This window comes from Micromonospora sp. NPDC005413 (assembly GCF_040606435.1).
In the GTDB taxonomy this organism is placed as follows: Bacteria; Actinomycetota; Actinomycetes; order Mycobacteriales; family Micromonosporaceae; genus Micromonospora.
This window is the reverse complement of record NZ_JBEXEV010000027.1, coordinates 13,814-37,310: the sequence shown is the minus strand read 5'-3', so window position 1 is coordinate 37,310 and position 23,497 is coordinate 13,814. Positions and strand designations below refer to the sequence as shown.

24 protein-coding genes and 3 tRNA genes are annotated in these 23,497 nt (G+C 72.5%); 16 read left to right on the top strand and 11 right to left on the bottom strand.

Translation table 11 applies throughout. The features are described from left to right. Positions 1 to 106: 106 nt before the first annotated feature. From ABZS37_RS24075 to ABZS37_RS24065, 3 genes are all read left to right on the top strand, one after another. Positions 107 to 178 (top strand) — tRNA-Gln (locus ABZS37_RS24075). Positions 179 to 315: 137 nt separating this feature from the next. Then, a tRNA-Glu gene (locus ABZS37_RS24070) sits at positions 316 to 388 on the top strand. 150 nt (positions 389 to 538) lie between these two features. Beyond that, positions 539 to 611: transfer RNA gene (locus ABZS37_RS24065), tRNA-Glu, on the top strand. Positions 612 to 826: 215 nt separating this feature from the next. On the opposite strand, the gene ABZS37_RS24060 is transcribed toward ABZS37_RS24065, so the two are convergent. Next, positions 827 to 1,513 (bottom strand): IclR family transcriptional regulator, encoded by a 687-nt coding sequence (locus tag ABZS37_RS24060; RefSeq protein WP_007456408.1) that lies wholly within the window; start codon positions 1,511 to 1,513, stop codon positions 827 to 829. A gap of 49 nt (positions 1,514 to 1,562) precedes the next feature. Here ABZS37_RS24060 and leuC point away from each other — a divergent pair, with 49 nt between their 5' ends. The 4 genes from leuC to ABZS37_RS24040 all read left to right on the top strand — a co-directional run bounded on the left by leuC (position 1,563) and on the right by ABZS37_RS24040 (position 6,561). Next, on the top strand, positions 1,563 to 3,008 hold the full coding sequence (gene leuC, locus ABZS37_RS24055; RefSeq protein WP_355172367.1) for a 3-isopropylmalate dehydratase large subunit: 1,446 nt from the start codon (positions 1,563 to 1,565) through the stop codon (positions 3,006 to 3,008). A 14-nt stretch (positions 3,009 to 3,022) separates the two neighbouring features. After that, positions 3,023 to 3,610, top strand: coding sequence for a 3-isopropylmalate dehydratase small subunit (gene leuD / locus ABZS37_RS24050; protein WP_355172365.1), 588 nt, complete (start codon positions 3,023 to 3,025; stop codon positions 3,608 to 3,610). A 172-nt stretch (positions 3,611 to 3,782) separates the two neighbouring features. Next, complete coding sequence (locus ABZS37_RS24045) at positions 3,783 to 4,475, top strand: HU family DNA-binding protein (RefSeq protein WP_355172363.1); 693 nt, start codon at positions 3,783 to 3,785, stop codon at positions 4,473 to 4,475. Positions 4,476 to 4,614: 139 nt separating this feature from the next. Beyond that, positions 4,615 to 6,561, top strand: a complete 1,947-nt coding sequence (locus tag ABZS37_RS24040; protein WP_355172361.1) for an endonuclease/exonuclease/phosphatase family protein — start codon at positions 4,615 to 4,617, stop codon at positions 6,559 to 6,561. A gap of 6 nt (positions 6,562 to 6,567) precedes the next feature. Here ABZS37_RS24040 and ABZS37_RS24035 read toward each other — a convergent pair whose 3' ends face one another. From ABZS37_RS24035 to cofC, 5 genes are read right to left on the bottom strand one after another with little or no spacing between them, the layout of a single operon-like run. Further along, a complete protein-coding gene (locus ABZS37_RS24035; RefSeq protein ID WP_355172359.1) occupies positions 6,568 to 7,446 on the bottom strand; it encodes an NUDIX hydrolase in 879 nt (292 codons plus the stop codon). After that, on the bottom strand, positions 7,434 to 8,954 hold the full coding sequence (locus ABZS37_RS24030; protein WP_355172357.1) for a CYTH and CHAD domain-containing protein: 1,521 nt from the start codon (positions 8,952 to 8,954) through the stop codon (positions 7,434 to 7,436). Before ABZS37_RS24030 ends, ABZS37_RS24035 begins: the two co-directional genes overlap by 13 nt. A gap of 24 nt (positions 8,955 to 8,978) precedes the next feature. Then, a complete protein-coding gene (locus ABZS37_RS24025; protein WP_355172355.1) occupies positions 8,979 to 11,339 on the bottom strand; it encodes an RNA degradosome polyphosphate kinase in 2,361 nt (786 codons plus the stop codon). 54 nt (positions 11,340 to 11,393) lie between these two features. After that, on the bottom strand, positions 11,394 to 11,591 hold the full coding sequence (locus ABZS37_RS24020) for a cold-shock protein (RefSeq protein ID WP_355172353.1): 198 nt from the start codon (positions 11,589 to 11,591) through the stop codon (positions 11,394 to 11,396). A gap of 22 nt (positions 11,592 to 11,613) precedes the next feature. Beyond that, positions 11,614 to 12,261 carry a 2-phospho-L-lactate guanylyltransferase gene (gene cofC / locus ABZS37_RS24015; RefSeq protein WP_355172351.1) on the bottom strand — a complete coding sequence of 216 codons (648 nt, stop codon included), beginning with the start codon at positions 12,259 to 12,261 and terminating at the stop codon, positions 11,614 to 11,616. Between the two features lie 127 nt (positions 12,262 to 12,388). Between cofC and ABZS37_RS24010 the strand changes: the two genes are divergently transcribed. The 5 genes from ABZS37_RS24010 to ABZS37_RS23990 all read left to right on the top strand — a co-directional run bounded on the left by ABZS37_RS24010 (position 12,389) and on the right by ABZS37_RS23990 (position 17,564). Beyond that, positions 12,389 to 13,126, top strand: coding sequence for a lysophospholipid acyltransferase family protein (locus tag ABZS37_RS24010; RefSeq protein ID WP_355172349.1), 738 nt, complete (start codon positions 12,389 to 12,391; stop codon positions 13,124 to 13,126). Further along, a complete protein-coding gene (locus ABZS37_RS24005; protein ID WP_355172347.1) occupies positions 13,123 to 14,130 on the top strand; it encodes an NAD(P)H-dependent glycerol-3-phosphate dehydrogenase in 1,008 nt (335 codons plus the stop codon). The genes ABZS37_RS24010 and ABZS37_RS24005 overlap by 4 nt, the downstream gene beginning before the upstream one ends. A gap of 7 nt (positions 14,131 to 14,137) precedes the next feature. After that, the gene (locus tag ABZS37_RS24000) at positions 14,138 to 15,256 is read left to right on the top strand and encodes a cystathionine gamma-lyase (RefSeq protein ID WP_355172345.1); all 1,119 of its coding nucleotides are present in this window, start codon (positions 14,138 to 14,140) and stop codon (positions 15,254 to 15,256) included. 145 nt (positions 15,257 to 15,401) lie between these two features. Further along, positions 15,402 to 16,190, top strand: a complete 789-nt coding sequence (locus tag ABZS37_RS23995; RefSeq protein ID WP_355172343.1) for a putative protein N(5)-glutamine methyltransferase — start codon at positions 15,402 to 15,404, stop codon at positions 16,188 to 16,190. A gap of 324 nt (positions 16,191 to 16,514) precedes the next feature. Then, positions 16,515 to 17,564: an ROK family protein gene (locus tag ABZS37_RS23990; RefSeq protein WP_355172341.1), complete on the top strand. Its 1,050-nt coding sequence runs from the start codon at positions 16,515 to 16,517 to the stop codon at positions 17,562 to 17,564. Positions 17,565 to 17,643: 79 nt separating this feature from the next. On the opposite strand, the gene ABZS37_RS23985 is transcribed toward ABZS37_RS23990, so the two are convergent. Together ABZS37_RS23985 and ABZS37_RS23980 are read right to left on the bottom strand one after the other, a co-directional pair. Beyond that, positions 17,644 to 17,868 carry a DUF397 domain-containing protein gene (locus tag ABZS37_RS23985; RefSeq protein ID WP_355172339.1) on the bottom strand — a complete coding sequence of 75 codons (225 nt, stop codon included), beginning with the start codon at positions 17,866 to 17,868 and terminating at the stop codon, positions 17,644 to 17,646. Between the two features lie 5 nt (positions 17,869 to 17,873). Beyond that, entirely contained in the window at positions 17,874 to 18,719 is an 846-nt protein-coding gene (locus ABZS37_RS23980) for a helix-turn-helix transcriptional regulator (protein WP_354997469.1), read from the bottom strand. A gap of 276 nt (positions 18,720 to 18,995) precedes the next feature. Between ABZS37_RS23980 and ABZS37_RS23975 the strand changes: the two genes are divergently transcribed. Further along, the gene (locus tag ABZS37_RS23975) at positions 18,996 to 19,214 is read left to right on the top strand and encodes a hypothetical protein (RefSeq protein WP_355172337.1); all 219 of its coding nucleotides are present in this window, start codon (positions 18,996 to 18,998) and stop codon (positions 19,212 to 19,214) included. A gap of 196 nt (positions 19,215 to 19,410) precedes the next feature. Beyond that, entirely contained in the window at positions 19,411 to 20,511 is a 1,101-nt protein-coding gene (locus ABZS37_RS23970) for a D-alanine--D-alanine ligase family protein (protein WP_355172335.1), read from the top strand. A gap of 45 nt (positions 20,512 to 20,556) precedes the next feature. Here the strand turns inward: ABZS37_RS23970 and ABZS37_RS23965 are convergent, their stop codons facing one another. Beyond that, positions 20,557 to 21,240, bottom strand: coding sequence for a DUF3515 family protein (locus tag ABZS37_RS23965; protein WP_355172333.1), 684 nt, complete (start codon positions 21,238 to 21,240; stop codon positions 20,557 to 20,559). 9 nt (positions 21,241 to 21,249) lie between these two features. Further along, positions 21,250 to 21,483 (bottom strand): Lrp/AsnC ligand binding domain-containing protein, encoded by a 234-nt coding sequence (locus ABZS37_RS23960; RefSeq protein ID WP_007456453.1) that lies wholly within the window; start codon positions 21,481 to 21,483, stop codon positions 21,250 to 21,252. A 153-nt stretch (positions 21,484 to 21,636) separates the two neighbouring features. On the opposite strand from ABZS37_RS23960, the gene ABZS37_RS23955 reads away from it, so the two are divergent. Then, the gene (locus ABZS37_RS23955) at positions 21,637 to 22,569 is read left to right on the top strand and encodes a thiamine-phosphate kinase (RefSeq protein WP_355172461.1); all 933 of its coding nucleotides are present in this window, start codon (positions 21,637 to 21,639) and stop codon (positions 22,567 to 22,569) included. 29 nt (positions 22,570 to 22,598) lie between these two features. Continuing rightward, positions 22,599 to 23,060 carry a GNAT family N-acetyltransferase gene (locus ABZS37_RS23950; protein ID WP_355172331.1) on the top strand — a complete coding sequence of 154 codons (462 nt, stop codon included), beginning with the start codon at positions 22,599 to 22,601 and terminating at the stop codon, positions 23,058 to 23,060. A gap of 112 nt (positions 23,061 to 23,172) precedes the next feature. On the opposite strand, the gene rpmB is transcribed toward ABZS37_RS23950, so the two are convergent. After that, a complete protein-coding gene (gene rpmB, locus ABZS37_RS23945; RefSeq protein WP_354997475.1) occupies positions 23,173 to 23,364 on the bottom strand; it encodes a 50S ribosomal protein L28 in 192 nt (63 codons plus the stop codon). Positions 23,365 to 23,497: the final 133 nt, after the last annotated feature.

The window sequence follows — 23,497 nt, the reverse complement described above, 5'->3', positions numbered from 1 at the left end:
CGTCGGATGCCCCTGTTTCCGCAGCTCACTGGTGGTTCGGGGGGATCGGATTTGGCCTGCCGGCACCGGGAGGGTAATGTTCACTCCCGGCGCCGCAAGGGGCCAATGGGGTATGGGGTAATTGGCAGCCCGACTGATTCTGGTTCAGTTAGTCTAGGTTCGAGTCCTGGTACCCCAGCGCTACTGGAGTTCGCGAGAGCTTCCAGACGCTGGATTCTGACGGAGTTCGACTCCGCCCCTTCCGGGGGGCGGAGGGTGGTCTCTGCTAGAGTGCAGCTCCTCCGCCCGCAAGGGCCGAGGAGCAGAATTAGTTCTGGCCCCGTCGTCTAGTGGCCCAGGACGCCGCCCTCTCAAGGCGGTAGCGCCGGTTCGAATCCGGTCGGGGCTACATTGTGCACAGTCCGTCTCACCTGGTGAGGCGGGCTGTTTCTCTTTCACCAGGGCCCTGCCGCGTCCCGTACCCCGCGCTCACCGCAGCCGACGGTGCCGCTAGACTACAGCCGCACCGCCCGCGAGGGCGGTGAAGCAGGAAAGTTCTGGCCCCGTCGTCTAGTGGCCCAGGACGCCGCCCTCTCAAGGCGGTAGCGCCGGTTCGAATCCGGTCGGGGCTACACACTGAAGGCTCGTCTCGCAAAGCGAGACGAGCCTTCATCCGTCCCACCCCTCCCCACCCCTCCCCGTCCCGCCCGCGCGGGGTCGCGCGTGCAAATGCCGCGTCGATCTAGGGCAGATTGCAGCGATCGGAGATCATCTAACGATGATCTGCCCTAGATCGACGCGGCGAAGGGGCGGCGGGGGAGGGGGCGGGGGTACCGCCGGGCGGGGGTTAGAGGCCGGAGAGGCGTTGGCCGGCTCTTACTACCGCCATGGCGTGGCGTTCGCCGGGGCGGCGGCCCAGGCGCTCGATCGGGCCGGAGATGCTGACTGAGGCGATCACGCGGCCGGTGCGGTCGCGGATCGGGGCGGAGACGCTCGCTACACCGGCCTCCCGCTCGGCGACGCTCTGCGCCCAGCCACGGCGGCGTACCTCGGCCAGGGTGCGGCCGGTGAACTTGCTGCGCGGCAGCAGCGGCATCACCGCCTCCGGCGGCTCCCAGGCGAGCAGGATCTGGGCCGCGGAGCCGGCGGTCATCGGCAGCACCGAGCCGACCGGAACCGTGTCCCGCAGGCCGCTGGCGCGCTCTGCCGCCGCCACGCAGATCCGCTCGTCGGCGCGGCGCAGGTAGAGCTGTGCGCTCTCACCGGTGGCGTCGCGCAGCGCGGCCAGCAGTGGCTCGGCGGCGGTCAGCAGAACGTCCGGTGCGGCGTTGGCCAGCTCGCCCAGACGGGGGCCGGGGCGCCATCTGCCCTGGGTGTCCCGCACCAGCATCCGGTGAATCTCCAGTGCCTGTGCCAGCCGGTGTGCGGTGGCTCGGGGCAGCTTGGTGCGTTCAACGAGTTCGGCCAGGCTGGCGCCGTCGACGCAGGCGGCCAGGATGACCACCGCCTTGTCGAGAACGCCGACACCGCTCATACTGTGTCCCACAAGCCGAAACTTACCTCCCAAACTTTAGGATGTCCAGATGGTGGGAGTCACTCCTGAGCCGAGGACCCTGGCCGAGAAGGTCTGGGACGCGCACGTCGTACGGTCCGCCGCTGGTGAGCCGGACCTGCTCTTCATCGACCTGCACCTGCTGCACGAGGTGACCAGCCCGCAGGCGTTCGACGGGCTGCGGCTCGCCAGGCGCCGGGTGCGTCGTACCGATCTGACCCTCGCGACCGAGGACCACAACACCCCGACCGGGTACGACGACCCGGCGTTCCGCCTCCGTCGTGGTGACCTGCTCACCATCGCGGACCCCACGTCGCGTACGCAGATCGAGACGCTGCGCCGCAACTGCGCCGAGTTCGGGGTGCGGCTGCACCCCCTCGGCGACGAGAACCAGGGCATCGTGCACGTGATCGGCCCGCAGCTCGGCGTCACCCAGCCGGGCCTGACGATCGTCTGCGGCGACTCGCACACCGCCACCCACGGCGCGTTCGGCGCGCTCGCCTTCGGCATCGGCACCAGCGAGGTGGAGCACGTGCTGGCCACCCAGACGCTGCCGCAGAGCCGGCCGAAGACGATGGCCGTGAACGTCACCGGCCGCCTCGCCCCGGGCGTCACCGCCAAGGACCTGGTGCTCGCGCTGATCACCCAGGTCGGCACCGGCGGGGGTCGCGGCCACATCGTCGAGTACCGCGGCGAGGCGATCCAGGCCCTCTCCATGGAGGGGCGGATGACCATCGCCAACATGTCCATCGAGTGGGGCGCCAAGGCCGGCATGATCGCGCCGGACGAGACCACCTTCGCGTACCTCAAGGGCCGACCGAACGCGCCGCAGGGCGCGGACTGGGACGCGGCGTTGGCGTGGTGGCGGACGCTGCCCACCGACGAGGGCGCGCGCTTCGACGCCGAGGTGACCCTGGACGCCAGCCGGATCACCCCGTTCGTCACCTGGGGCACCAACCCCGGGCAGGGTGCGCCGCTGAACGCGCCAGTGCCGGACCCGGAGGAGTTCGCCACCGACTCGGAGCGCACCGCGGCCCGTCGCGCTCTGGAGTACATGGATCTGCGCCCCGGCACCCCGCTGCGGGAGCTGCCCATCGACGTGGTCTTCGTGGGCTCCTGCACCAACGGTCGACTGGAGGACCTGCGAGCCGCCGCTGACGTGCTGCGCGGCCGCAGGGTCGCCGACGGCGTCCGGATGCTCGTGGTGCCCGGCTCCGCCTCCGTGCGGGAGGCCGCCGAGGCTGAGGGGCTGGACAAGGTCTTCGCCGACGCCGGGGCCGAGTGGCGGTTCGCCGGCTGCTCCATGTGTCTGGGGATGAACCCCGACACGCTCAAGCCGGGCGAGCGCTCCGCCTCCACCTCGAACCGCAACTTCGAGGGCCGTCAGGGCCGGGGTGGGCGTACCCACCTGGTTTCCCCGCCGGTCGCCGCCGCCACCGCCGTGGTTGGCCGGCTGGCCGCCCCCGCCGACCTGTAGAAGGGACCGAGGAGATGGACAAGTTCACCACCCACACCGGCACCGCCGTGCCGCTTCGGCGGTCCAACGTGGACACCGACCAGATCATCCCGGCCGTGTACCTCAAGCGGGTGACCCGGACGGGCTTCGCCGACGGGCTGTTCAGTGCCTGGCGGGAAGATCCGACATTTGTGCTCAACGATGAAACCTATTCCGGTGCGTCGATCCTGATCGCCGGCCCGGAGTTCGGCACCGGCTCCTCCCGGGAGCACGCCGTCTGGGCACTGCGGGACTGGGGCTTCCGTGCGGTGGTGGCTCCGCGATTCGGCGACATCTTCCGCGGCAACGCCCTCAAGGAAGGTCTGTTGCCGGTCGAGTTGGAATTGAAAGCCGTCGAAGAGTTGTGGGGCCTGGTCGAGGCGGATCCGACCATCCCGGTGACCGTCGACCTGACGGCCCGCCAGCTCCGGGCCGGGGACGCCAGCTGGTCGTTCCCGCTGGACGATTTCAGCCGCTGGCGGCTGCTGGAAGGCCTCGACGACATTGGACTCACCCTCCGGCACGCCGCCGACATCGACTCCTACGAGGCGCGTCGACTGCCGTTCCTGCCCTCCGTGGCATAGCCGTACGCCCGGTCGCACAGCGGATTCCACCCCCATCGGTCCAACCGGTGGGGGTGAATCCGTTACGACACAAGGGATTTTTTCTACCGAATGTTTGTGTCCCGGCAGCACAGGGCATACCGTGCGCGCAGAATGGCTCGCGACGAGTCAGTTGCACAATCGGGAGGAAGTCGTGAACAAGGCCGAGCTCATTGAGGCGCTCGCCGTTCGCCTGGGGGACCGGAAGACGGCGACGAACGCCCTCGAGGCGGTCCTCACCGAGGTCCAGGCGGCGGTCACCAAGGGCGAGAAGGTGGCGATCACCGGATTCGGAGCATTCGAAAAGCGTGTGCGTGGCGCGCGAACAGCGCGCAACCCGCGTACCGGCGAGGCGGTGAAGGTCAAGAAGACATCTGTCCCGACCTTCCGCCCCGGCGCCGGGTTCAAGGAGATGGTGGCCAGCGGCAAGGTGCCGAAGGCCACGGCGGCGACGAAGAAGACCGCCACCGCCACCGCCAAGGCGGCGGGCACCAAGGCAACCACCGCCAAGGCGGCCGGCACCAAGGCAACGACTGCCAAGGCGGCGGGCACCAAGGCAACCGCAGCCAAGGCTGCCAGCAAGAAGACCGCCCCGGCCAAGGCGAGCAAGACCGCCACGGCGACCAAGACGGTCGCCAGCAAGAAGACCGCCCCGGCCAAGGCGAGCAAGAGCACCACGGCGACCAAGACGGCCGCCAGCAAGAAGACCACCGCGGCGAAGAAGACCACCGCGGCGACCCGGTCGACCGCGGCGAAGAAGACCACCGCGGCGGCGAGCAAGAGCACGGCGGCCAAGAAGTCGCCGGCGAAGAAGGCTCCAGCGAAGAAGGCGGCCAGCAAGCGCTGACCGACCTCTGCGAAAGGGCGTTCACCCGTGGGTGAGCGCCCTTTCGCCGTACGGGGACCGTTGACCCGGTCGGCTCGGTCGCGCAGAATCGCCGTGCCGGCGTCCCTCCGCCGGCCCGCCGACGGGAAATGGGGCGCCGGTGCGCTACCGCCAGCTCGCCACCGGGACGCTCGCGCTGGGCGTCATCCTCCTCATCGACGTTCTGCGGGTCTGGCTGCCCGGCATCATCACCATCTTCGGCCAGGCGGCATCCACCCCGGCCGAGCTGATGGGCGCGTTCGCCCTGGGCTGGTTCGTGCTCGCGCTGGGCGCACCCGCGCTGGTCCGCCGGGTCGGAGCCCGCCCGGTCACGGTCGTCGCCGCCGTTCTGCTCGCCGTCGCCCGACTCACGCTCACCGCCGCTCCCGGCGGGCGTACGCAGCTCTGGCTGGCCACCGCGGGTCTGCTCGCCGGGCTGATCTGGCTGGTCGGCGTCGCCGCCGACACCGACCGACCGGTCCCGGGGCTGGCGTTGGGGTTCGCGGTCAACGCGGCTCTGCACGCGGTGCTGGACACCTTCGACCTGGTCTGGCGGGGCGACTGGGTGGCCTGGCTGCTCAGCTCCGTCGCGGTGGCGCTGTTCCTGCTCGGCACGGCCCAGCCCGGCGCCCAGCCCGGCGCCCAGCCCGGCGCCCGGGCGTGGCTACTGGCCGGGCCGGCGTTGCTGCTGGCAGGAATGGTGGCGCTCTCCCCGGCGCTGGCCCGGAGCGGGATGTCGTACCTGGTCGCCGGGGACGGTGTGGCTCGTTCGCCGCTGTTCGGCCTGGCACCGGCGCCGGTGGCGGTCGCCGGGTTCCTGCTCACCGCGTTGACCCGGCCTCCCCGACGGTGGGGCCGAGCGTACGGGCCGGTGGCGCTGCTGGCCGGCGCGGTGCTGTTCGCCCTCGACCGGGGCGACCTGCTCCTCCCGGCCATCCTGCTCACCGCCGTCGGTCTCGGCACCTGCCTCGCCCTGAGCGATCAAGCCAGCCACCCAGGCGAGGAAGTTGGCCACCCAGGCGACGAAGCCCGCCCCCCGGACACTGACGGTGACAGCGACACCGTGGCCAGCAGGCGGTCGGCGGCCCGCCGGGGGTACGCGGTCGCCGCCGGCATGCTCGTCTTCGCGCTGGGGGCGGTCGGGTACTACTCCGCCTACGACCTCGGCTACCCCAACGCGGCGGTGCCCGTCGTGGTCGCCGGGCTGGTGGCCGCCGTGGCCGTTGCCGCCCGTCCCGCCGTACACCGGGTGCCTGGGCCGTTTCCGCCGCTACGGGCCGCCGCCGCGGTCACCGCGCTGGCCCTGCTGGCACCGGTGCTCGCCGACGAGGTGCCGGTGGCCAGCAACCGGGACGGCCCGCCGGAGCGGCTGACCGTGGTGGCGTACAACATCCGGATGGGCTTCGGGCTGGACGGCCGGTTCGACCTGACCGGGCTCACCGAGGCCGTCGACCGGCAACGGCCCGACGTGGTGCTGCTCAGCGAGGTGGACCGGGCCTGGCTGCTCAACGGCGGGCACGACACCCTGGACCTGCTGGCCGACCGGCTCGGCATGCCGTACGTCTTCGGGCCGGCAGCCGACCCCGTCTGGGGTGACGCGGTGCTCAGCCGTTGGCCGGTGAGCGATCCGCGGACCCTCCCGCTGCCGGCCGTCGGGGCGCCCACCGGCGCGCAGGCGCTCGCCGTCACGCTGGACCTCGGTGCCGGCGTCCGTGCCGCCGTGGTCAGCACCCACCTGCAACCTCCGCCCGGCCAGGGCCCGGTGGTCCAGGCCCGCGCTGTCGCCGACTTCGCCACCGGGTACGCGGCCGGCCGGCCCCTGGTGGTGGCCGGCGACCTGAACACGGAGCCGGGCGACGAGGCGTTCGGGCAGTTCACCAACGCGGGCCTGGTCGACGCGTTGGCGGCGGCCCGGCCGCTGGCGACCAGCCCGGCGGACGACCCACGTCAGCAGATCGACCACATCTTCGTCTCGGCCGGCCTGACTCCCAGCGACCCGGTCGCGCTGCGCAGCACGGCCAGCGACCACCTGCCGGTCGCGGTGAACCTGACCCTTCCGCCCCGCTGACGGGCGCTACAGGCGGTCGGCGGCCAGCAGCCGGTCGGCGGTGAAGGCGAGCAACCAACCGCCGCCCTTGGGGGTGGTGAAGTCCTCGTCGGTGCGGCCGGTCAGCTGCTCCAACGCGCCCGGCAGCACCTTGCCCTGACTGCACACCGCCGCCTGGCCACCGGCCCTGGCCAGCTCCAGCAGCCGGGCGGCGGTGGCCAGGACCTGTTCGTCACTCTGCTGGCCGGGCTGTGGCTCGTCCAGGTCGCCGCAGATCTCGATCGGCAGGTCGAGCAGCGCGGCGGCCGGGTCCAGTGTCTGCACGCAGCGTCGCGGTGACGCCGACACCAGCCGGGCCGGACGGATCAGGGCGACCAGGCCGCCCAGCGCCGTCGCCTGGGCCCACCCCTCGGCATCCAGGGGCCGCCCCACGTCCGGGCCGGACCAGGTGGCCCGCTTACCCGCGTGCGCGTGCCGAACCAGCGCGACCGTCGCGGTCACCGGCGGCAGCGCGGCGAACGCCGACAGCACCTCGGCGTCGTGTGGGTAGCTGACCAACCGGATCGCGTCGTCCACCGCGAGCCAGCGGATGTCGTCCACCTCGGTGCCCGGTTGGAAACCGCCGCTGGCCACGGCGAGCATCGACCAGTAGTCGACCAGCTTGGCCTGCCCCTCGCTGCGGTACCGCACCGACGGCAGCCGAACCTGCGGCACGCCCCGTACGTCGGCCTCCTCGGCCACCTCGCGGACCGCCGCGGCCAGCGGCTGCTCGCCCGGCTCCAGCTTGCCCTTCGGTAGCGTCCAGTCGCCGTAGCGGGGGCGGTGCACCACGCAGACGTTTACACCGTCAGCGGACGGCCGCCAGGCCACCCCGCCCGCCGCCCGGATGCCGATCACGGGAGCCAACTGGTCCGCCGCCGCCGGGTGGCCCGATGCCAGGCGGCCGGGAAGAGAGCCCGCATCCGGCGTACCGACTCGCGTTCGCGCTCGGCCAACCGCCCGGCGGTGACCGCCAGCTCGTGGTCGTCCGGCCGCTCGGCGGCGATCTCCAGCCAGGTGTCCGCTGCCACTGCCGCATCCTGGTGCTCGCCGAGCACGTCCTGCACGCCGGCAAGGGCGCGGGACAGCCGGCGAGCGCCCTTGCTGACCGTCGGCGCCACCGCGTTGACCGCGTACCGGGTCTGCTTGGCCTCCTTGCGGACGGCGTGCCAGCGTTCGTCCGGCGACTGCGCGTCGAGCTCTTCGACGCCCTCCGGCCCGGTCAACCGCGCCCAGGGTCGGGCCACCAGCGCGGGCAGCGCCTGCGCCGCCGGGGCCGCGGACCCGCGGGTGAGCCGGGGCGCGCGGGCGGCCAGCACCAGGGTGTCCACCAGGGCCAGGTAGCGCGCCGAGCGCAGCGCCTCGTCGATCGCGGCGAGCGCCCGCCGCTGCCGTTGGGTGAGCGCCTCGTCCAGCCGATCCACCGCGGCCTGATCGAGAGGGCTGAGCGGGTCGGCGCTCGCGGTGCGGCGTAGCCGCTCGCGCAGCACCTCGGCGTCGCGGGCGGCACCGAGGACACCGGCCAGCCAGCGCAGCTCGGTGCGCAGCGGACGGGACCAGGTCCTGCGGACCAGCGGTTTGAAGGTGCGCAGATCGCTGCGGAGGCGTCGGCAGGCCACCCGCATCTGGTGCACGGCGGTGTCGCCACCGGTGGCCGGGGCGCGCAGCCGGACCAGCGGGTCGTGCGCCAGTAGCCGGCGGATCTCCTTGCGGACCGCCTCGGTCACCACGTCGCCAGCGCTCGGCTCGGCGGTCAGCCCGACCGGCGCGACCAGATCCGGGTCGGCCTGCGCCGTCGCGCCCAGCGCCCGTACGTGCTTGGGGGTGAAAGAGCCGCCCTGGGCACCAGCCTCGCGCAGCACCGTGCCGACCCGGTCGAGCAGCTTCCGGTCGCCGGCCTTGAGCTCCACCTCCAGTTCGCGGAACACGCCAGTGGTGGCGCCGGCGTCGTCGAGCACGGTCACCCGGTCGTCCACCACCTCGGCGAGCACCGTGCCGGCCCTGTCACACACCTCGTACGCGTGGCGGACCGTCCGTACCACCGTCACCGGGGCCAGCGGCGCCCCCCGGTGCAGGACGGTGACCAGCTCCACCAGCTCGACCGGCGGTTGTCCCTTGGGCCCGGGGCGGGAGACCTCGTGCCGGACGCCCGGCGTCCCGGTCGGCAGCTTCACCGTCCAGGGCAGCTCGTCGCCCCGGCGGTGGCGCAGCGAGGCGCCGGCGCGGGCCAGCCGCAGGTCGACCGTGTCGAGGTAGCGGGCGACCAGCGTCACCGGTGGCAGCGCCCGGATCCGACCCCCGGCCGGGGATGTGGCAGCCAGGTCCGGCAGCACGTAGGCGTCGTCCACCTCGTACTTCTGCTCCTCCTCGACCATCAGTTCAGCCTATGCGCTGATCGGTCAGCTGGCCGTGCCACCGACGCGGCGCAGCAGCAGTTCCTGCAGATGCGCCCGGGCCGCGTCGTCACCGCCGGTACGCCGGGTCCAGCTGCCGTCACCGGCCAGCTCGAACGCGTCCACGTCGGGGCTCATCGCGGCGGTCAGCACGTGGTCCAGCTCGGCGCGGGCGATCGGGTCGCTCACCTGCACCAGCGCCTCCACCCGGCGGTCGAGGTTGCGGTGCATCAGGTCGGCCGAGCCCATCCAGAAATCGGCCTCGCCGTTGTTGCCGAACCGGAAGACCCGGGAGTGCTCCAGGAAACGGCCGAGGATCGAGCGGACCCGGATGTTCTCCGACAGCCCCGGCACCCCCGGCCGCAGCGTGCACATGCCCCGGATGAGCAGGTCGACGTGTACGCCGGCCTGGGAGGCCCGGTACAGCGCGTCGGTCACCCCCTCGTCGACCAGCGAGTTGACCTTGAACTGGACCAGGCCGGGCATGCCCAGCCGGACGTGGGAGATCTCCCGCTCGATCCGCTCGATCAGGCCGCTGCGGATGCCCTGCGGGGCAACCAGCAACCGCCGGTACGCGGTCTGCCGGCTGTACCCGGTGAGCACGTTGAACAGGTCGGTGAGGTCGGCGCCGATCTCCGGGTCGGCGGTGAGCATGCCGAAGTCCTCGTACAGTCGGGCCGTCTTCGGGTGGTAGTTGCCGGTGCCGATGTGGCAGTACCGGCGGATCTGGTTGCCCTCCTGGCGGACCACCAGCGCGGTCTTGCAGTGCGTCTTCAAACCCACCAGCCCGTACACCACGTGGCAGCCGGCGCGTTCCAGCGTGCGGGCCCAGCCGATGTTGGCCACCTCGTCGAAACGGGCCTTCACCTCCACCAGCACCACCACCTGCTTGCCGGCGGCGGCGGCGTCGACCAGCGCGTCGACGATCGGCGAGTCACCGCTGGTGCGGTAGAGGGTCTGCTTGATGGCCAGCACGTTCTCATCTGCGGCGGCCTGCTCGATGAAGCGCTGCACGCTGGTGGCGAACGAGTGGTACGGGTGGTGCACCAGGATGTCCCCGTCGCGCAGGGTGGAGAAGACGCTGCGCGGCACCTCGCCCTCGGCGAGCCGCGGATGGGTGGCCGGCACGAACGGCGGGTCCTTGAGGTCCGGCCGGTCGGCCTCGCCGTAGACCTGCCACAGCGCGGACAGGTCCAGCAGCCCGGGCACCCGCAGCACGTCCTGGTCGTCCATGTCCAGCTCCCGGACGAGCAGCTCCAGCACGTGGTCGGAGATGGACGCGGCCACCTCCAACCGGACCGGCGGGCCGAACCGGCGCCGGGCCAGCTCCCGCTCCAGGGCCTGGAGCAGGTCCTCGTCGCGGTCCTCGTCGACCTCCACCTCGGCGTTGCGGGTGACCCGGAACAGGTGGCACTCGACCACCTGCATGCCGCTGAACAGCTGGCCCAGGTGCACCGAGATCAGGTCCTCCACCGGCAGCATCCGTACGCCCGGCTGGTCCCGGTCCACCCGGACGAAGCGGGGGACGTTGTTGGGCACCTTCACCCGGGCGAACAGCTCAGAACCGCCATCGGGGTCACGGACCGCCACCGCGAGGTTCAGCGACCGTCCGGAGATGTACGGGAACGGGTGCGCCGGATCCACCGCGAGCGGGGTGAGCACCGGGAAGATGTGCTCCCGGAAGTAGGTGCGCAGCCGCTCCCGCTCGTGGTCGCCCAGCTCGCCCCAGCGCAGTATCCGGACGCCCTCGTCGGCAAGCTTGGGCAGCACGTCGTCGACGAAGCAGGCGGCGTGCCGGGCGACCAGCGTGGCGGTCCGCTCGGCGATCAGCTCCAGTTGGGTACGCAGCGGCAGCCGGTCCCCGCCACGCACCGGCAGGCCGGCGGAGAGCCGCCGTTTCAGCCCGGCGATCCGCACCATGTAGAACTCGTCGAGGTTGCTCGCGAAGATCGCCAGGAACTTGGCCCGTTCCAGCAGTGGGGTGCGCTGGTCCTCGGCCAGGGTGAGCACCCGGGCGTTGAAGTCGAGCCAGGAGAGCTCCCGGTTGAGGAACCGGTCCTCCGGCAGCGGCGGAGCCGCCGGCTGTTCGTCGTCCTCGTCCTCGCCGCCGGTCGGCAGGCCGTTCGTCAGCACCTGATGGACTCCGCCGGAGGCCGGGCCGTCCGCCTCGATGGGCGGCACGGGGTCGAGGACCTCGTCCAGACCGGAGGAGGCGGCACCCGGGTCGTCGGCCAGGGTGTCGGCGCGGGCGGCGCCGGCCCTTTCGGCGCGGGAGGGGCGGAAGCGGCCGTCGGTGCCGCGGGCGCGGGAGCCGTTGCGGAGGTCGGTGGCGGGCGGGTGGTCCGGGTGCTCGCGAGGGGTGCTCACCCGCTCATAATCACCCGATTGCGGTTAACGCAAAATGAACTTGGCCTCGCCGGCTCAGATCATCGTCGGCAATGTCACCCGGACGACCTCGCCGTCGGGATCGGTGTCGATGTGAACCCGCTGGCCGAGCCGGAGCAGCCGCAGCCCGGAGGCGTCGAAGGCCCGGGCGGGGAAGCGCATCTCGGTGCCGTCGTCGAGCAGCAGGACACCGCTGCGCGTCGCCGCGTCGTAGCTGGCCACCGTGCCCTGCATGCTGGCACCGTACACCGGGGGGTCAGCTCGTGGAGCGGGCCGGGCGGCCGGCGGCGACGAGGGCGGCGGTGCGCGGACCCAGCCCGAGTCGGCCGGCGGCGGTCAGGTCCGCGGCGGTGTCCACGTCCCGGCGCAGGCTGGGCCAGTCGCCGGTCAGCGGCAGCGCCCCGCTCGCCGCGTGCGCGACCGCCGAGCCCACCCCGAAGTGGGGATCCAGGGGTACGCCCGGCGGGGCGGTGAGCAGCACCGTGCCGCCGCCGGGTGCGTCCGGCACGAACCGGCGTACCCCCGATGGGCCATTCTGCGCCGCGAGCAGTGCGCCGGTCAGCTCGGCCGGGCGCAGCGCCGGCAGGTCGGCGGTGAGCCCGGCCACCCACCCGGCGATGGTGCCCACCGCGCCGTGCCGGAACGCGGCGTTCAGGCCGGCGTCCGGCTCGTCGCGGAGCACCCGCGCGCCAGCGGCCCGCGCCGCCGCAGCCACCCGCGCATCGTCGGTGACCACCAGGGCCTCCGCGACCGCCGGGCAGGCCAGCACCGCGCGGAGCGTGTCGGCCGCCAGTGCCAGCGCCAGCTCCTCGTGCGGTACGCCGGGCAGCGCGCCCCGCAGCCGGCTCTTGGCGGCGGCCAGACGCTTCACCGGCACCACCACGGCCCACCTCGGCTGACTCACGCCCGCAATCCTGCCAGCCGGCCACTGGGACCCTCTCTGGCCGTACCGGGGGCGAGCAGGCATGATTTCCGCTGCGGGTGTCGTGGACGGGGTTCGCGGCGGGCTTGGGGCGCGACGAGGAGGCACAGTGGCATGGCGGAGGCTGGGGTTCTGGCGACGGTTCGCCGTGGTGCTGGTCAAGCCGGTGATGACCGTCTGGACCCGGCGTACCTGGCGCGGCCAGGAGCACCTCGGCCACGACGGCGGCGTGATCCTCGTGGCGAACCACATCTCGCACGCTGACCCGCTGGTCTCCGCGCACTTCATCTACGACTCCGGGCGTTGGCCGCAGTACCTGGGCAAGGTCAGCGTCTTCCAGGTGCCGGTGGTCGGCTGGATCCTGCGCCAGTGCCGGCAGATCCCGGTCGAGCGCGGCAGCGTCGACGCCGTCCGCTCCCTGGACGCTCTGGTCGCCGCGCTCGACGGGGGCGGCGCCGTGGTGATCTACCCGGAGGGCACCACCACCCGGCAGCCGGATCTGTGGCCGATGAAGGCCAAGACCGGTGCCGCCCGGCTGGCCCTCGCCACCGGGGCCCCCGTCGTACCTGTGGTGATGTGGGGACCGGAACGGATCTTCGACCCACGGACCACCCGCTTCAACCTGCGCCCCCGGATCCCGGTGACCGTTGTCGCCGGGGAACCGATCGACCTGAGCCGGTGGGCGGACGGCCAGCCGACGCGGGACACCCTCGAGGAGATGACGGACACCATCATGTTGCGGCTGCGGGACATGCTCGCCGAGATCCGTGGCGGTACCCCGCCGCCGCTGTGGGAGCGACCCGCCCGGTCCTCCGTCGGGCGCGAGCAGCAGGGCGACGTGGCATGAACGGCCACGTCGCGGTGCTCGGTGCCGGCTCCTGGGGCACCGCGTTCGCCAAGATCCTCGCCGACGCGGGGCGGGACGTGACGGTGTGGGCCCGTCGGGCGCCGGTCGCCGAGAGCATCCGGGCCGAGCGCCGCAACCCGGAGTACCTGCCCGACCTGCTGCTGCCGGCTCGGGTCACCGCCACCGCCGACGCCGCCGAGGCGATCGCCGGTGCCGAGATGGTGGTGCTGGCCGTGCCGTCGCAGACCCTGCGCGGCAACCTCGCCGAATGGGCCGGGCACCTGCACCCGGACTCCACCCTGGTGTCGCTGATGAAGGGTATCGAGCTCGGCACCACCAAGCGGATGAGCGAGGTCATCGTGGAGACCGCCGGGGTCGCAGGGGACCGGGTGGTCGTCGTGTCCGGTCCCAACCTTGCTCCGGAGATCGCCGCCGAGCAGCCCGCCGCGACCGTGGTCGCCGGGACGAACAGCCACCGCACCGCGCTCGTGCAGGCGTCGATCCGGACGCCGTACCTGCGCCCGTACACCAACGACGACGTGATCGGCTGTGAGCTGGGCGGGGCGGTCAAGAACGTGATCGCCCTGTCGTACGGCATCGCGACCGCGATGGGTTTCGGCGACAACACCCGGGCCATGTTGATGACCCGTGGGCTGGCCGAGACGGCCCGGCTGGGCGTGGCGCTCGGCGCGGACCCGATCACCTTCGCCGGCCTGGCGGGGATGGGTGACCTGGTCGCCTCCTGCTCCTCTCCGCTGGCCCGCAACCGCACCTTCGGGGAGCACCTGGGCCGCGGCGAGACGCTGGAGCAGGCCCAAGCCGCCACCCGGCAGACCGCCGAGGGCGTGAAGAGCTGCCTGGCGATCCGCGATCTGGCCCGGGCACACGGGGTCGAAATGCCGATCACCGAGCACGTCGAGCGGATCTGCCACGAGGGAATGGACCCGCGCCTCGCCGTGGAAGCCCTGATGAGCCGGACAGCCAAGCCTGAGTCGTACGAGTGAGGATTCGATGAGCGATCTGGGAGACGGCACCCGCTGCGTACGCGCCGGGCTGCCCGAGCCGGCACCGGGGGACCCGTTCCTGCCGGGGCCGGTCTTCGCCGCGCCGTACCACCTCGACCCGTGGGAGGGCCCGGCCGGATCGCCGAACGGCTACGGCCGCCCCGACAACCCGACCCGGCGGCTGCTGGAGGCGGCCGTGGGCGAGCTGGAGGGCGGTGACTGCAGGGTCTTCTCCACCGGCCAGGCCGCCATCACCGGCATGCTGCTCACCCTGCTGCGCCCCGGGGACACCGTGGTGCTGCCCAGCGACGGATACTTCCCGGTCCGGGCGTTCGCCACCGACGTGCTGGAGGCGCTCGGCGTTCAGGTGCTCTTCGTGCCGACCGTCGGACCGTACCCGTCGCTTGAGGGCGTCCGGCTGGTGCTGGTGGAGACGCCGGCCAACCCGGGCCTGGACGTGGTCGACGTGGCGGCCCTCGCCGAGAAGGCGCACGCCGCCGGTGCGCTGCTCGCGGTCGACAACACCACGGCCACTCCGCTCGGTCAGCGCCCGCTGGACCTCGGTGCCGACCTGGTGGTCGCCTCCGGCACGAAGGCGCTCACCGGCCACTCCGACCTGCTGCTGGGCTACCTGGCCAGCCGGTCCACCGAGCTGATCGCGGCGGTGACGACCTGGCGTACCACCACCGGGGCGGTCCCGGGCGCGTTCGACGCCTGGCTGGCGCACCGGTCGCTGGCCACCCTCGACCTGCGGCTGGCCCGGCAGAGCGCGAACGCCGCCGCCGTCGTCGAGCTGCTCGCCGGTCGGGCGGACGTGACCGGTCTGCGCTGGCCGGGGCGACCGGACGACCCCGCGTACCCGGTGGCGTCGGCGCAGATGCGCCGGATGCCCGGCGTGCTCTCGTTCGACCTGGGCGATGCCGACCGGGTGGCTCGCTTCATCGAGGCCGCCCGTCTGGTGGCGGCGGCCACCTCCTTCGGTGGCCTGCACACGACCGCGGACCGGCGGGCGCAGTGGGGCGACGACACCGCGCCCGGCTTCGTACGGCTCTCGTGTGGGGCGGAAGACACCGCGGATCTGGTGGCCGACATCGCCGCCGCGCTCGACGCTGCCGGGCCGGTCTGAGTTATCGTGTCGGCGGCCCGCACCGGCGGGTCGTCGACCGGAGGAGGTGAGTCCGATCCGCCCACCATCAGGACCGGCACGTCCTCCCGTGTCGCCGCCGCGCTAGCGGCCGGGGGAGCGCCGGCGAGCTTTCCCGGAGGTTCCCATGGAATCATCGTTCCCCATCGATCGAGCTGCCCTCGTGGGCCGGCTGCGTGCCGCCGGCTGCGTCTACGCCGAGGACGAGGCCGACCTTCTGCTGGCCGCCGCGGACACCCCGGCGGCGTTGGCTGACCTGACCGACCGCCGGGTGGCCGGTGAACCGTTGGAGTACCTGCTCGGCTGGGCGGAGTTCTGCGGCCTGCGGATCGCCGTCGACGCGGGCGTCTTCGTCCCGCGTGGCCGAACCGCCCTGCTGGTCGAGGCCGCGGCCACGGTGACCGGCCCGGCGCCGGCCGTCGTCGACCTCTGCTGCGGCTCCGGGGCCACCACGGTCGCGTTGGCGCACCGGCTCGCGCCGCGCTGGCTGGCGGCCGCCGACATCGACCCGGCGGCCGTGGCGTGTGCGCGCCGCAACCTCGCCGGGCTGAACGCCGAGGTGTACGAGGGTGACCTCTTCGCGCCGCTGCCCCTGCAGTGGAGGGGTCGGTTGGACCTGGTGGTCGCCAACGCCCCGTACGTGCCGACCGAGGCGGTGGCGCTGATGCCCGCCGAGGCGCGGCTGCACGAGGCGCCGGTGGCGCTGGACGGCGGGCCTGACGGGCTCACCGTGCTGCGTCGGGTGGCCGCTGCCGCGGTCGACTGGCTGGCACCGGGTGGGCACCTGGTGGTGGAGGTCAGCGTCGTGCAGGCGGAAGCGCTCTGCGTGGCGGTCAGGGCCGCTGGGCTGGTGCCGAGCGTGCGGCACGACGAGGACCTGGACGCCACCGCGGTGACTGCCCGCTGCCCCGCTTGAACCCGCTCGCTGACCGCCGCCTCGCGCCCCCGACCATGCCGTCTCGCGCATCTCATCGCACCGGCCAGCACTCGCCAGAGACTCCGGGCTGGCCGTACCACTTGCTCCACCTTTGCTCTGCTTCAACCGGCGCAACACTGGCGGGGCCTTTGCGTTGCGTGGGGTGAAGCAGAGCAAAGGACGCGCGACAGCATCCGGGCACCGCGCACCCACGCTCCCCGCAGATGTCGGGGCTTCCTCGTTTTCGAAGGTGGTCGGCATGGCGGGGGAGCGGGCTTGGCACTAGCCTCGGCTCACATCCATGACGGCGGGAGGCGGTTCTTGGTGGGCAGCGCAGGGGTGCCGGTGGTCGTCGGGCTGGACAACGGCGGCACCAGCAACAACGCCACCGTGTTGACGGTGGACGGCCGGTTCCTGGTGGACGGGCTGTTGGAGATCCCCAGCGAGGTGCGGTCCGGGCCGGAGGCGGCGATCGAGGCACTGGCCCAGGCGCTGGACGGTGCGCTGGCAGAGACCGGCGTGCCGCGCGAGCTGGTCCGGGCGGTCGGGCTGGACACGCCTGGCCCGGCCAGCGCCGACGGCGTCATCTCGTCGCGGGGCTCCACCAACTTCTCCCAGCCGGCCTGGCGAGGCTTCGACGTGCGAGGCGCGCTGGAGCGGCGGCTCGGCCTGCCGGTGGTCTACCACAACGACGGCAACGCGGCCGCGCTCTACGCCCACCACGTCTACTTCGGCGCCGACGCGATGAACCGCTCGTCGGTCTCCGCGATCGTCGGCACCGGCCTCGGCGGCGGTGTGGTCGAGAGCGGTCGGGTGATCGCCGGTGCCGCCGGAATGGCCGGGGAGCTTGGTCACGTGCACATCCCGCTGAACGGGCTGCTCGGCCCGGGCCAGCCGGAGCCCACCTGCGCCTGCGGCTTCACCGGTGACGTCGAGAGCGTCGCCTCGCTGACCGGCATCGAGCGCAACCTGCTGCCGTACTGGCTGACCCGGTACGCAGACCACCCGCTCGCCGCCGAGCCGGTGGCCCGGGCGGCCAAGCTGGTTCGCGGGTACGGCGAGCGGGGCGACACCCTCGCGCGGGACCTCTTCGCCCAGCAGGCGATGGCGCTGGGGCGGCTGTTCACCGTGGCGGCGAACTTCACCGACCCGCACGCCTACTTCGTCGGCGGTGGGGTGGTGGAGGCCGCACCGGAGTTCCGTGACTGGTTCCTGGCGACGGTCCGCGAGCACACCGTGCTCCGCGAGGAGCAGGCGGCGGTGGCGACCTTCGCGCTGGTGCCGGATCGGGACATGGCCGGTGCCCGGGGTGTGGCGATCGCCGCACTGGAGGCGCTACGCGCCGTCCCGGAGCCCCGCCCACTGGTCGCCTGAGCCTGGTCCTGCCCTGCCCCGGCCCGCCGCGCGTCCTGGTCGGTGGCGCGGCGGGCGGGTCAGTGGGCGGTGTGCCCGGTCAGGTCAGCGGTGCGAGGCCTGTTCCGGGGCGGGGTGGTGCCTGGGCGAAGGTGGCCCAGGCGGCCGGGGGGAACAGCAGGGCCGGGCCCGCCGGGTCCTTGGAGTCGCGGACGGCCACCAGCCGCGGGATCGCGGCCACCTCCACGCAGGCGCCCTGGTCGCCGCTGCGGCTGCTCTTGCGCCAGGCCGCCGCGGCCAAGGCCGCTGTGATCGTCGGTGTCATCGGTCCTACCGTCCCTTCAGGAGTGACAGGAGCTGCTTGCGGCTGTCGGCCGGGCTGAGCGCCACGCTGCGCAGATGCTCCATGATTTTGGTGCAGGTACGCGTCTCGCCGGCCCGGTCGAGGATCATCTGACCTGCGACGGTCTCCACCGAGGCGATGATCGGATCCTCCGGGTCGGCGAACTCGAGGATGTGCAGCGAACCCCGTGTGCCCCGGTGGTAGCCGGCGGAGAGTGGGATCACCTGGACGCTGATGTTCGGCAACTCGGCCATCTTGACCAGGTGGCGCAGTTGCCCGTCCATCGCCGACTGGTCGCCGACCGGGCGCAGCAGCGCGCCCTCGTCGATGATCGCGTCGAGGATGGGCGGGTTGTCGCCGGTGAGCCGCTGTTGCCGGTCGAGCCGGACCTTGACCCGCTGCTCCACCAGGTCGTCGCTGAGGGTGTGCGGCCCGCCGCGCATCACGCCACGGATGTAGTCGGCGGTCTGCAGCAGGCCGGGCACCACCGAGGGCTCGAAGTTGGCGATGGCGGTCGCCTCAGCCTCCAGCGCGATGAAGTCGATGGTGCGCGGATCCAGCAGGTAGGAGTACGAGACCCACCAGCCCGGCTTGCGCGCGTCCTTGGCGAGTTGCACCGCTGCGGTCACCTCCTCGGCACCCACCCCGTACGACGTGAGCAGCGCGCGCACGGTGGCCGGGGTGATCAGGGTCTGGGCGTTCTCGTACCGGGAGAGGGTGCTGCGGGTGCTGTTGATCTCGTCTGCCGCGGTTTCCAGCGTCAGCCCGGCGGCTTCCCGGTGGTGGCGCAGGGCGATGCCGAGCCGGCGGGCACGGGCTGTCTTCGGGGCCATACATCGATGATCGCACACATCTGCGGGAACGTCTGCATGAGAGAACGTCGATGAGAGTTGCATTCACGGCTGTCCACGTGTCAATCTGTCATCGCATCCTCACTGCCGGTTGTCGTGGCGACGGTGGTGGTGAGCGACCGGAGGGGATGGGGCACGCGGCGATCGGGTTTCTCCCCCGTACCCGATCGTCGCGTGCCGCCGCCATCTCGGCCCACCGGAAGGAGACGACGTGCGAACCGGTCCGGAGCCCCCCGCCGTGCACCCGGACGGCCTTCGATGACCCGCTTCCTCGTGGTGCTCACCGATGTGCGACCCGTCGAGGGCATCGACCGCAACGAGCGGACCGCGCCGGAGCGGCGCAGGCAGGTGGTCGGCGCCAGCAGTCGAGAGGCCGCCGACCGGATCGCCGGAGCGTTCATGGCACTGGGCATGGTGCGGGCCGGCCGGCAGCGGGTGAAGGTGATCGCGGTCGGTCGTCGGCACGCCCGGAGCTGAGCAGGCCCAGGTCACCGGTCTGCGGCACCGCAACAGTCCGATCACGCAACGTATATCCTCGGTTGACCGATTGCCGTGTCGTGCCGTGGCTCGCCGGGTATCGCCTCGCCCTATCGCCACGCACAGTAAGGTCAACCGGGTGAGCGCCACCGGCGAGCACGACCAGCCGCAGTCGCGTACGAAGAGGTGACCCGGAGTGACCACCCCAGGTAAGACCCGCGTGGCGATCGTCTTCGGCGGACGCAGCCCGGAGCACGGCATCTCCTGCGTCAGTGCCGGCAGCGTGTTCGGAGCGCTCGACCCGGACGAGTTCGAGGTGGTGCCCGTCGGCATCACCCGGGCCGGCCAGTGGGTGCTGACCAGCGGAGATCCTGCCCAGCTGGCGATCAACGCCCGGCAGCTGCCGGAGATCACCGCCGACTCCGGCGACGACATCGTGCTGCGCGCCGACCCCACCGGCAACGGGCTGATGGTGCTCGACCCGACCGAGGGCCCCCGGGTGCTGGCCGACGTGGACGTGGTCTTCCCGGTGCTGCACGGCACGTACGGCGAGGACGGCACCATCCAGGGAATGCTGGAGATGGCCGGCATCCCCTACGTCGGGGCGAACGTGTTCGCCTCCGCCGCCGCCATGGACAAGGAGTTCACCAAGAAGCTCTGTGCCCTCGAGGGCATCCCGGTCGGTTCGTACGCGGTGTTGCGCAACGGGATGACGCTCAGCGAGCAGGACAAGGAGCGGCTCGGCCTGCCGGTCTTCGTCAAGCCGTCCCGGGCCGGGTCGTCGTTCGGCATCACCCGGGTCACCGACTGGGCGCAACTGGACGCGGCGGTCGCCGCCGCCCGGCAGTTCGACCCGAAGGTCATCATCGAGGCCGCGGTCGTCGGCCGCGAGATCGAGTGCGGCGTGCTGGAGGGCGAGGCCGGTGGCGCGCCCGAGGCGTCCGTGCTGGCCGAGGTGCGGGTCGTCGCCGACCATGACTTCTACGACTTCGAGGCGAAGTACCTCGACGACTCCTGCGAGTACGACATCCCGGCCAACCTTCCAGAGAAGGTGACCCGCCAGGTGCGGGAGTACGCGGTCCGCGCGTTCACGGCGCTCGACTGCGCCGGCCTGGCCCGGGCCGACTTCTTCGTCACCCCCGAGCTGGACGTCTACCTCAACGAGATCAACACGATGCCCGGGTTCACCCCGACGTCGATGTTCCCCCGGATGTGGGCGGCCTCCGGCCTGGAGTATCCGAAGCTGGTCAACCGGCTGATCCGTACCGCCCAGCGGCGCGGCGTCGGCCTGCACTGAGCCACCCGGCCCCCGCCGGCGTACGTCAGCCGGCGCGGGGCCGACTCAGCGCTGGCAGCCGGACGGGATGTCGCCGCCGGAGGGCACGGTCGCCACGATCGTGCTGGAGATCGTCGGCACCCACTGCAACGGCTGCTCGTACGAGCGCGGGACGCGCACCGTGATCAGCGTCTCCCGGTCGACCGTGGTGAGCACGGCCGTGTCGGCCTCCCCGGTCAGGTGCCAGCAGACCCGGTTGACCGTCCAGACCTCGTCGGTGGTGGGGAATGCCTGCTCGGTGCCGCCGCAGGCCACGGTGAGCGCGGGGTCGCCAAACGCGGCGTTCTGCTCCGGGCCGGCGGTGACCGGCCGCTGGGCCAGGTCGCGGATGCTCGCCGGCAGCTGGGAGAGCAGGGCTCGGCAGACCGTGGCCGGGCGGGCGGCCAGAGCAGGGGCGGCCATCTCCACCGGGGCGGTGGACTGCACCCGGGCGGTGGTCGCGGAGGGCATCGGCGCGGCGGCCGGCGCGTCCGGGGTGAGCTTGGTGAAGGCCAGCACGGCCACCAGCAGCGTGATCGGCAGCGCGATCAACGTGGCCAGCAGGGCGGCGCCGCGAATGGTCCGGTCCCGGCCGGCCGGCGCGTCGGCGACCGGGTCGGCCGGCTCGCGGATACCGTCAGCCGGCTCGCGTGTCCCGTCGGCCGGGTCGCGCGCCCCGTCGTCGTCCAGAGCCGCGGAGGAGGTCGTCATCTCGTCCACTTACAGCCGCACCACCGAACACGTGAGGGTGCGGGTGATGCCGGGCACCATCTGCACCTTGCTGACGATGAGTTTGCCGAGCTCGTCGACAGTGTTCGCCTCGGTGAGGACCACCACGTCGTACGGCCCGGTAACGGCGTCGACGCGTACCACGCCGGCGATGTCCGCGATGAGACCCGCCACGTCACGCGCGCGGCCGACCTCGGTCTGGATGAGGATGTACGCCTGTACCACGACTCGACCTCCGTCCGTCGCCGCCCGCGAGCGGCCCGAAGGGTGAAAGTACCTTACGGACCAGGTCTGATCTCTATCGGTCGTCAAGGAGCAGCGGTGAGCGAGCACGGCAGAGCCGGACAACACGGGCGGAATGCCGGCGCTGGCGGCAGTGTGTCCGGGATCGGGGAGTTCGGGCTGATCGGGAAGATCACCGCCCGACTGTCGTACGGACCGACGACCCTGCTCGGCCCGGGTGACGACGCGGCGGTGGTGGCCGCGCCGGACGGCCGGGTGGCGGCCTCCACCGACGTGCTGGTCGACGGGCGGCACTTTCGGCGGGACTGGTCCTCGGCCCGCGACGTCGGGCACCGGGCGGCGGCGGCCAACCTGGCGGACATCGCGGCGATGGGTGCCACGCCGACCGCCCTGCTGGTCGCTCTCTGCATGCCCGCCGACCTGGATACCAGCTGGGCGGAGGAGTTGGCCGACGGGCTGGCCGCCGAGGCGGCGACGGTCGGCGCGAGCGTCGTCGGCGGGGACATGTCGGCCAGCCCCACCCTGACCGTCGCGGTCACCGCGCTGGGCGACCTGGAGGGCCGCTCGCCCGTGCTGCGCTCGGGTGCCCGTCCCGGGGACGTGCTCGCGCTCGCCGGGCGCACCGGGCACGCGGGAGCCGGGCTGACGGTGCTCACCCGGGGCTTCCGCACGCCTCGGCTGCTGGTCGAGGCGTACCGGCGGCCACAGGTGCCGTACCAGGCCGGTCCGCAGGCCGCCCGGCTCGGCGCCACCTCGATGATCGACGTGTCGGACGGGCTGCTCGCCGACCTGGGGCACGTGTCGGCGGCAAGCGGAGTGGCGATCGACGTACGCCGGAACGCGTTCGAGGTGCCTCGGCAGATGGCCGACGCCGCGCAGGCACTCGGCGTCGACCCGTACACCTGGATCCTCGCCGGTGGCGACGACCACGCGCTGGCCGCGACCTTCCCCCCGGCGGTGGTGTTGCCGCCGGAATGGCGGCCGATCGGCCTGGTCACGGACGGTGCCGGGGTGACGGTCGACGGCGCGCCGTACGACGGTCCGGCCGGCTGGGACCATTTCCGGTGAGGCCCGGCGCCCGCCGTACCCTGGATACCGTGAGTGAGATCGAGATCCGAGTGGTGCGGTTCGACGCACCGGTGGCGCAGCAGCTGATCCATGCCGCACTGGCCGAGCTCGGTGTCCGCTACGGCGGCTCCGGCGACGACACCCCGGTGGACGCCACCGAGTTCGAGCCGCCCGACGGCGCGTTCCTCGTCGCCTATCTGGCCGGCGAGGCGGTCGGCTGCGGTGGCTGGCGCAGCCACGGCGCGGACACCGCGGAGCTGAAGCGGATGTTCACGGCTCCGGCGGCACGTGGGCGGGGCGTGGCCCGCACGGTGCTGGCGGCCGTCGAGCGCTCGGCCCGTGAGCACGGCCGCAAGCGGGTGGTCCTGGAATGCGGCGACAAGCAGCCCGAGGCGATCGCCATGTACAGCTCCGCCGGTTACGAGCGGATTCCGAACTTCGGCTTCTACAAGGACGAGGAGGGCTGCGTCTCCTTCGGCCGCACCCTCTGACCTGCGGTTTCGGCCGCCTTCAGCCGGGCACGGCGTGCCACGCGGACACGACTCAGCCGGCGGACCTCAGGGTGCGCCGGCTGAGCCGTACGAGAAGGTGGGTGCTACCGCGTCAGGCGCGGGTGACCTTGCCGGCCTTGATGCACGAGGTGCAGACCTGCAACTTCTTGGTGTTGCCGCCACCGGCCGGGGTACGCACCGTCTGGATGTTCGGGTTCCAGCGGCGGTTGGTCCGCCGGTGCGAGTGGGACACGTTGTGGCCGAAGCCCGGTCCCTTGCCACAGACGTCGCACACGCTAGCCACGGGATACTCCTGGGATTGATACGTTCATGGGGTCGCCGGCAGGTGCTGGCCGGGCAACCTGGTCAGGTTACCCGATGACTCGCCGACCCGGCCAACTGGCCCGGTCCGGCGGTTGCCCGTGCTCCGGCTCGCG

Coding starts and splice junctions, on each gene's coding strand:
- leuD (WP_355172365.1), top strand. CDS start 3,023: ATGGACAAGTTCACCACCCACACCGGCACCGCCGTGCCGCTTCGGCGG.
- ABZS37_RS23980 (WP_354997469.1), bottom strand. CDS start 18,719: ATGGCCCCGAAGACAGCCCGTGCCCGCCGGCTCGGCATCGCCCTGCGC.
- ABZS37_RS23975 (WP_355172337.1), top strand. CDS start 18,996: ATGACCCGCTTCCTCGTGGTGCTCACCGATGTGCGACCCGTCGAGGGC.
- ABZS37_RS23995 (WP_355172343.1), top strand. CDS start 15,402: ATGGAATCATCGTTCCCCATCGATCGAGCTGCCCTCGTGGGCCGGCTG.
- ABZS37_RS24060 (WP_007456408.1), bottom strand. CDS start 1,513: ATGAGCGGTGTCGGCGTTCTCGACAAGGCGGTGGTCATCCTGGCCGCC.
- leuC (WP_355172367.1), top strand. CDS start 1,563: ATGGTGGGAGTCACTCCTGAGCCGAGGACCCTGGCCGAGAAGGTCTGG.
- ABZS37_RS24005 (WP_355172347.1), top strand. CDS start 13,123: ATGAACGGCCACGTCGCGGTGCTCGGTGCCGGCTCCTGGGGCACCGCG.
- ABZS37_RS23985 (WP_355172339.1), bottom strand. CDS start 17,868: ATGACACCGACGATCACAGCGGCCTTGGCCGCGGCGGCCTGGCGCAAG.
- ABZS37_RS24000 (WP_355172345.1), top strand. CDS start 14,138: ATGAGCGATCTGGGAGACGGCACCCGCTGCGTACGCGCCGGGCTGCCC.
- ABZS37_RS23965 (WP_355172333.1), bottom strand. CDS start 21,240: ATGACGACCTCCTCCGCGGCTCTGGACGACGACGGGGCGCGCGACCCG.
- ABZS37_RS24030 (WP_355172357.1), bottom strand. CDS start 8,954: ATGGTCGAGGAGGAGCAGAAGTACGAGGTGGACGACGCCTACGTGCTG.
- ABZS37_RS24020 (WP_355172353.1), bottom strand. CDS start 11,591: ATGCAGGGCACGGTGGCCAGCTACGACGCGGCGACGCGCAGCGGTGTC.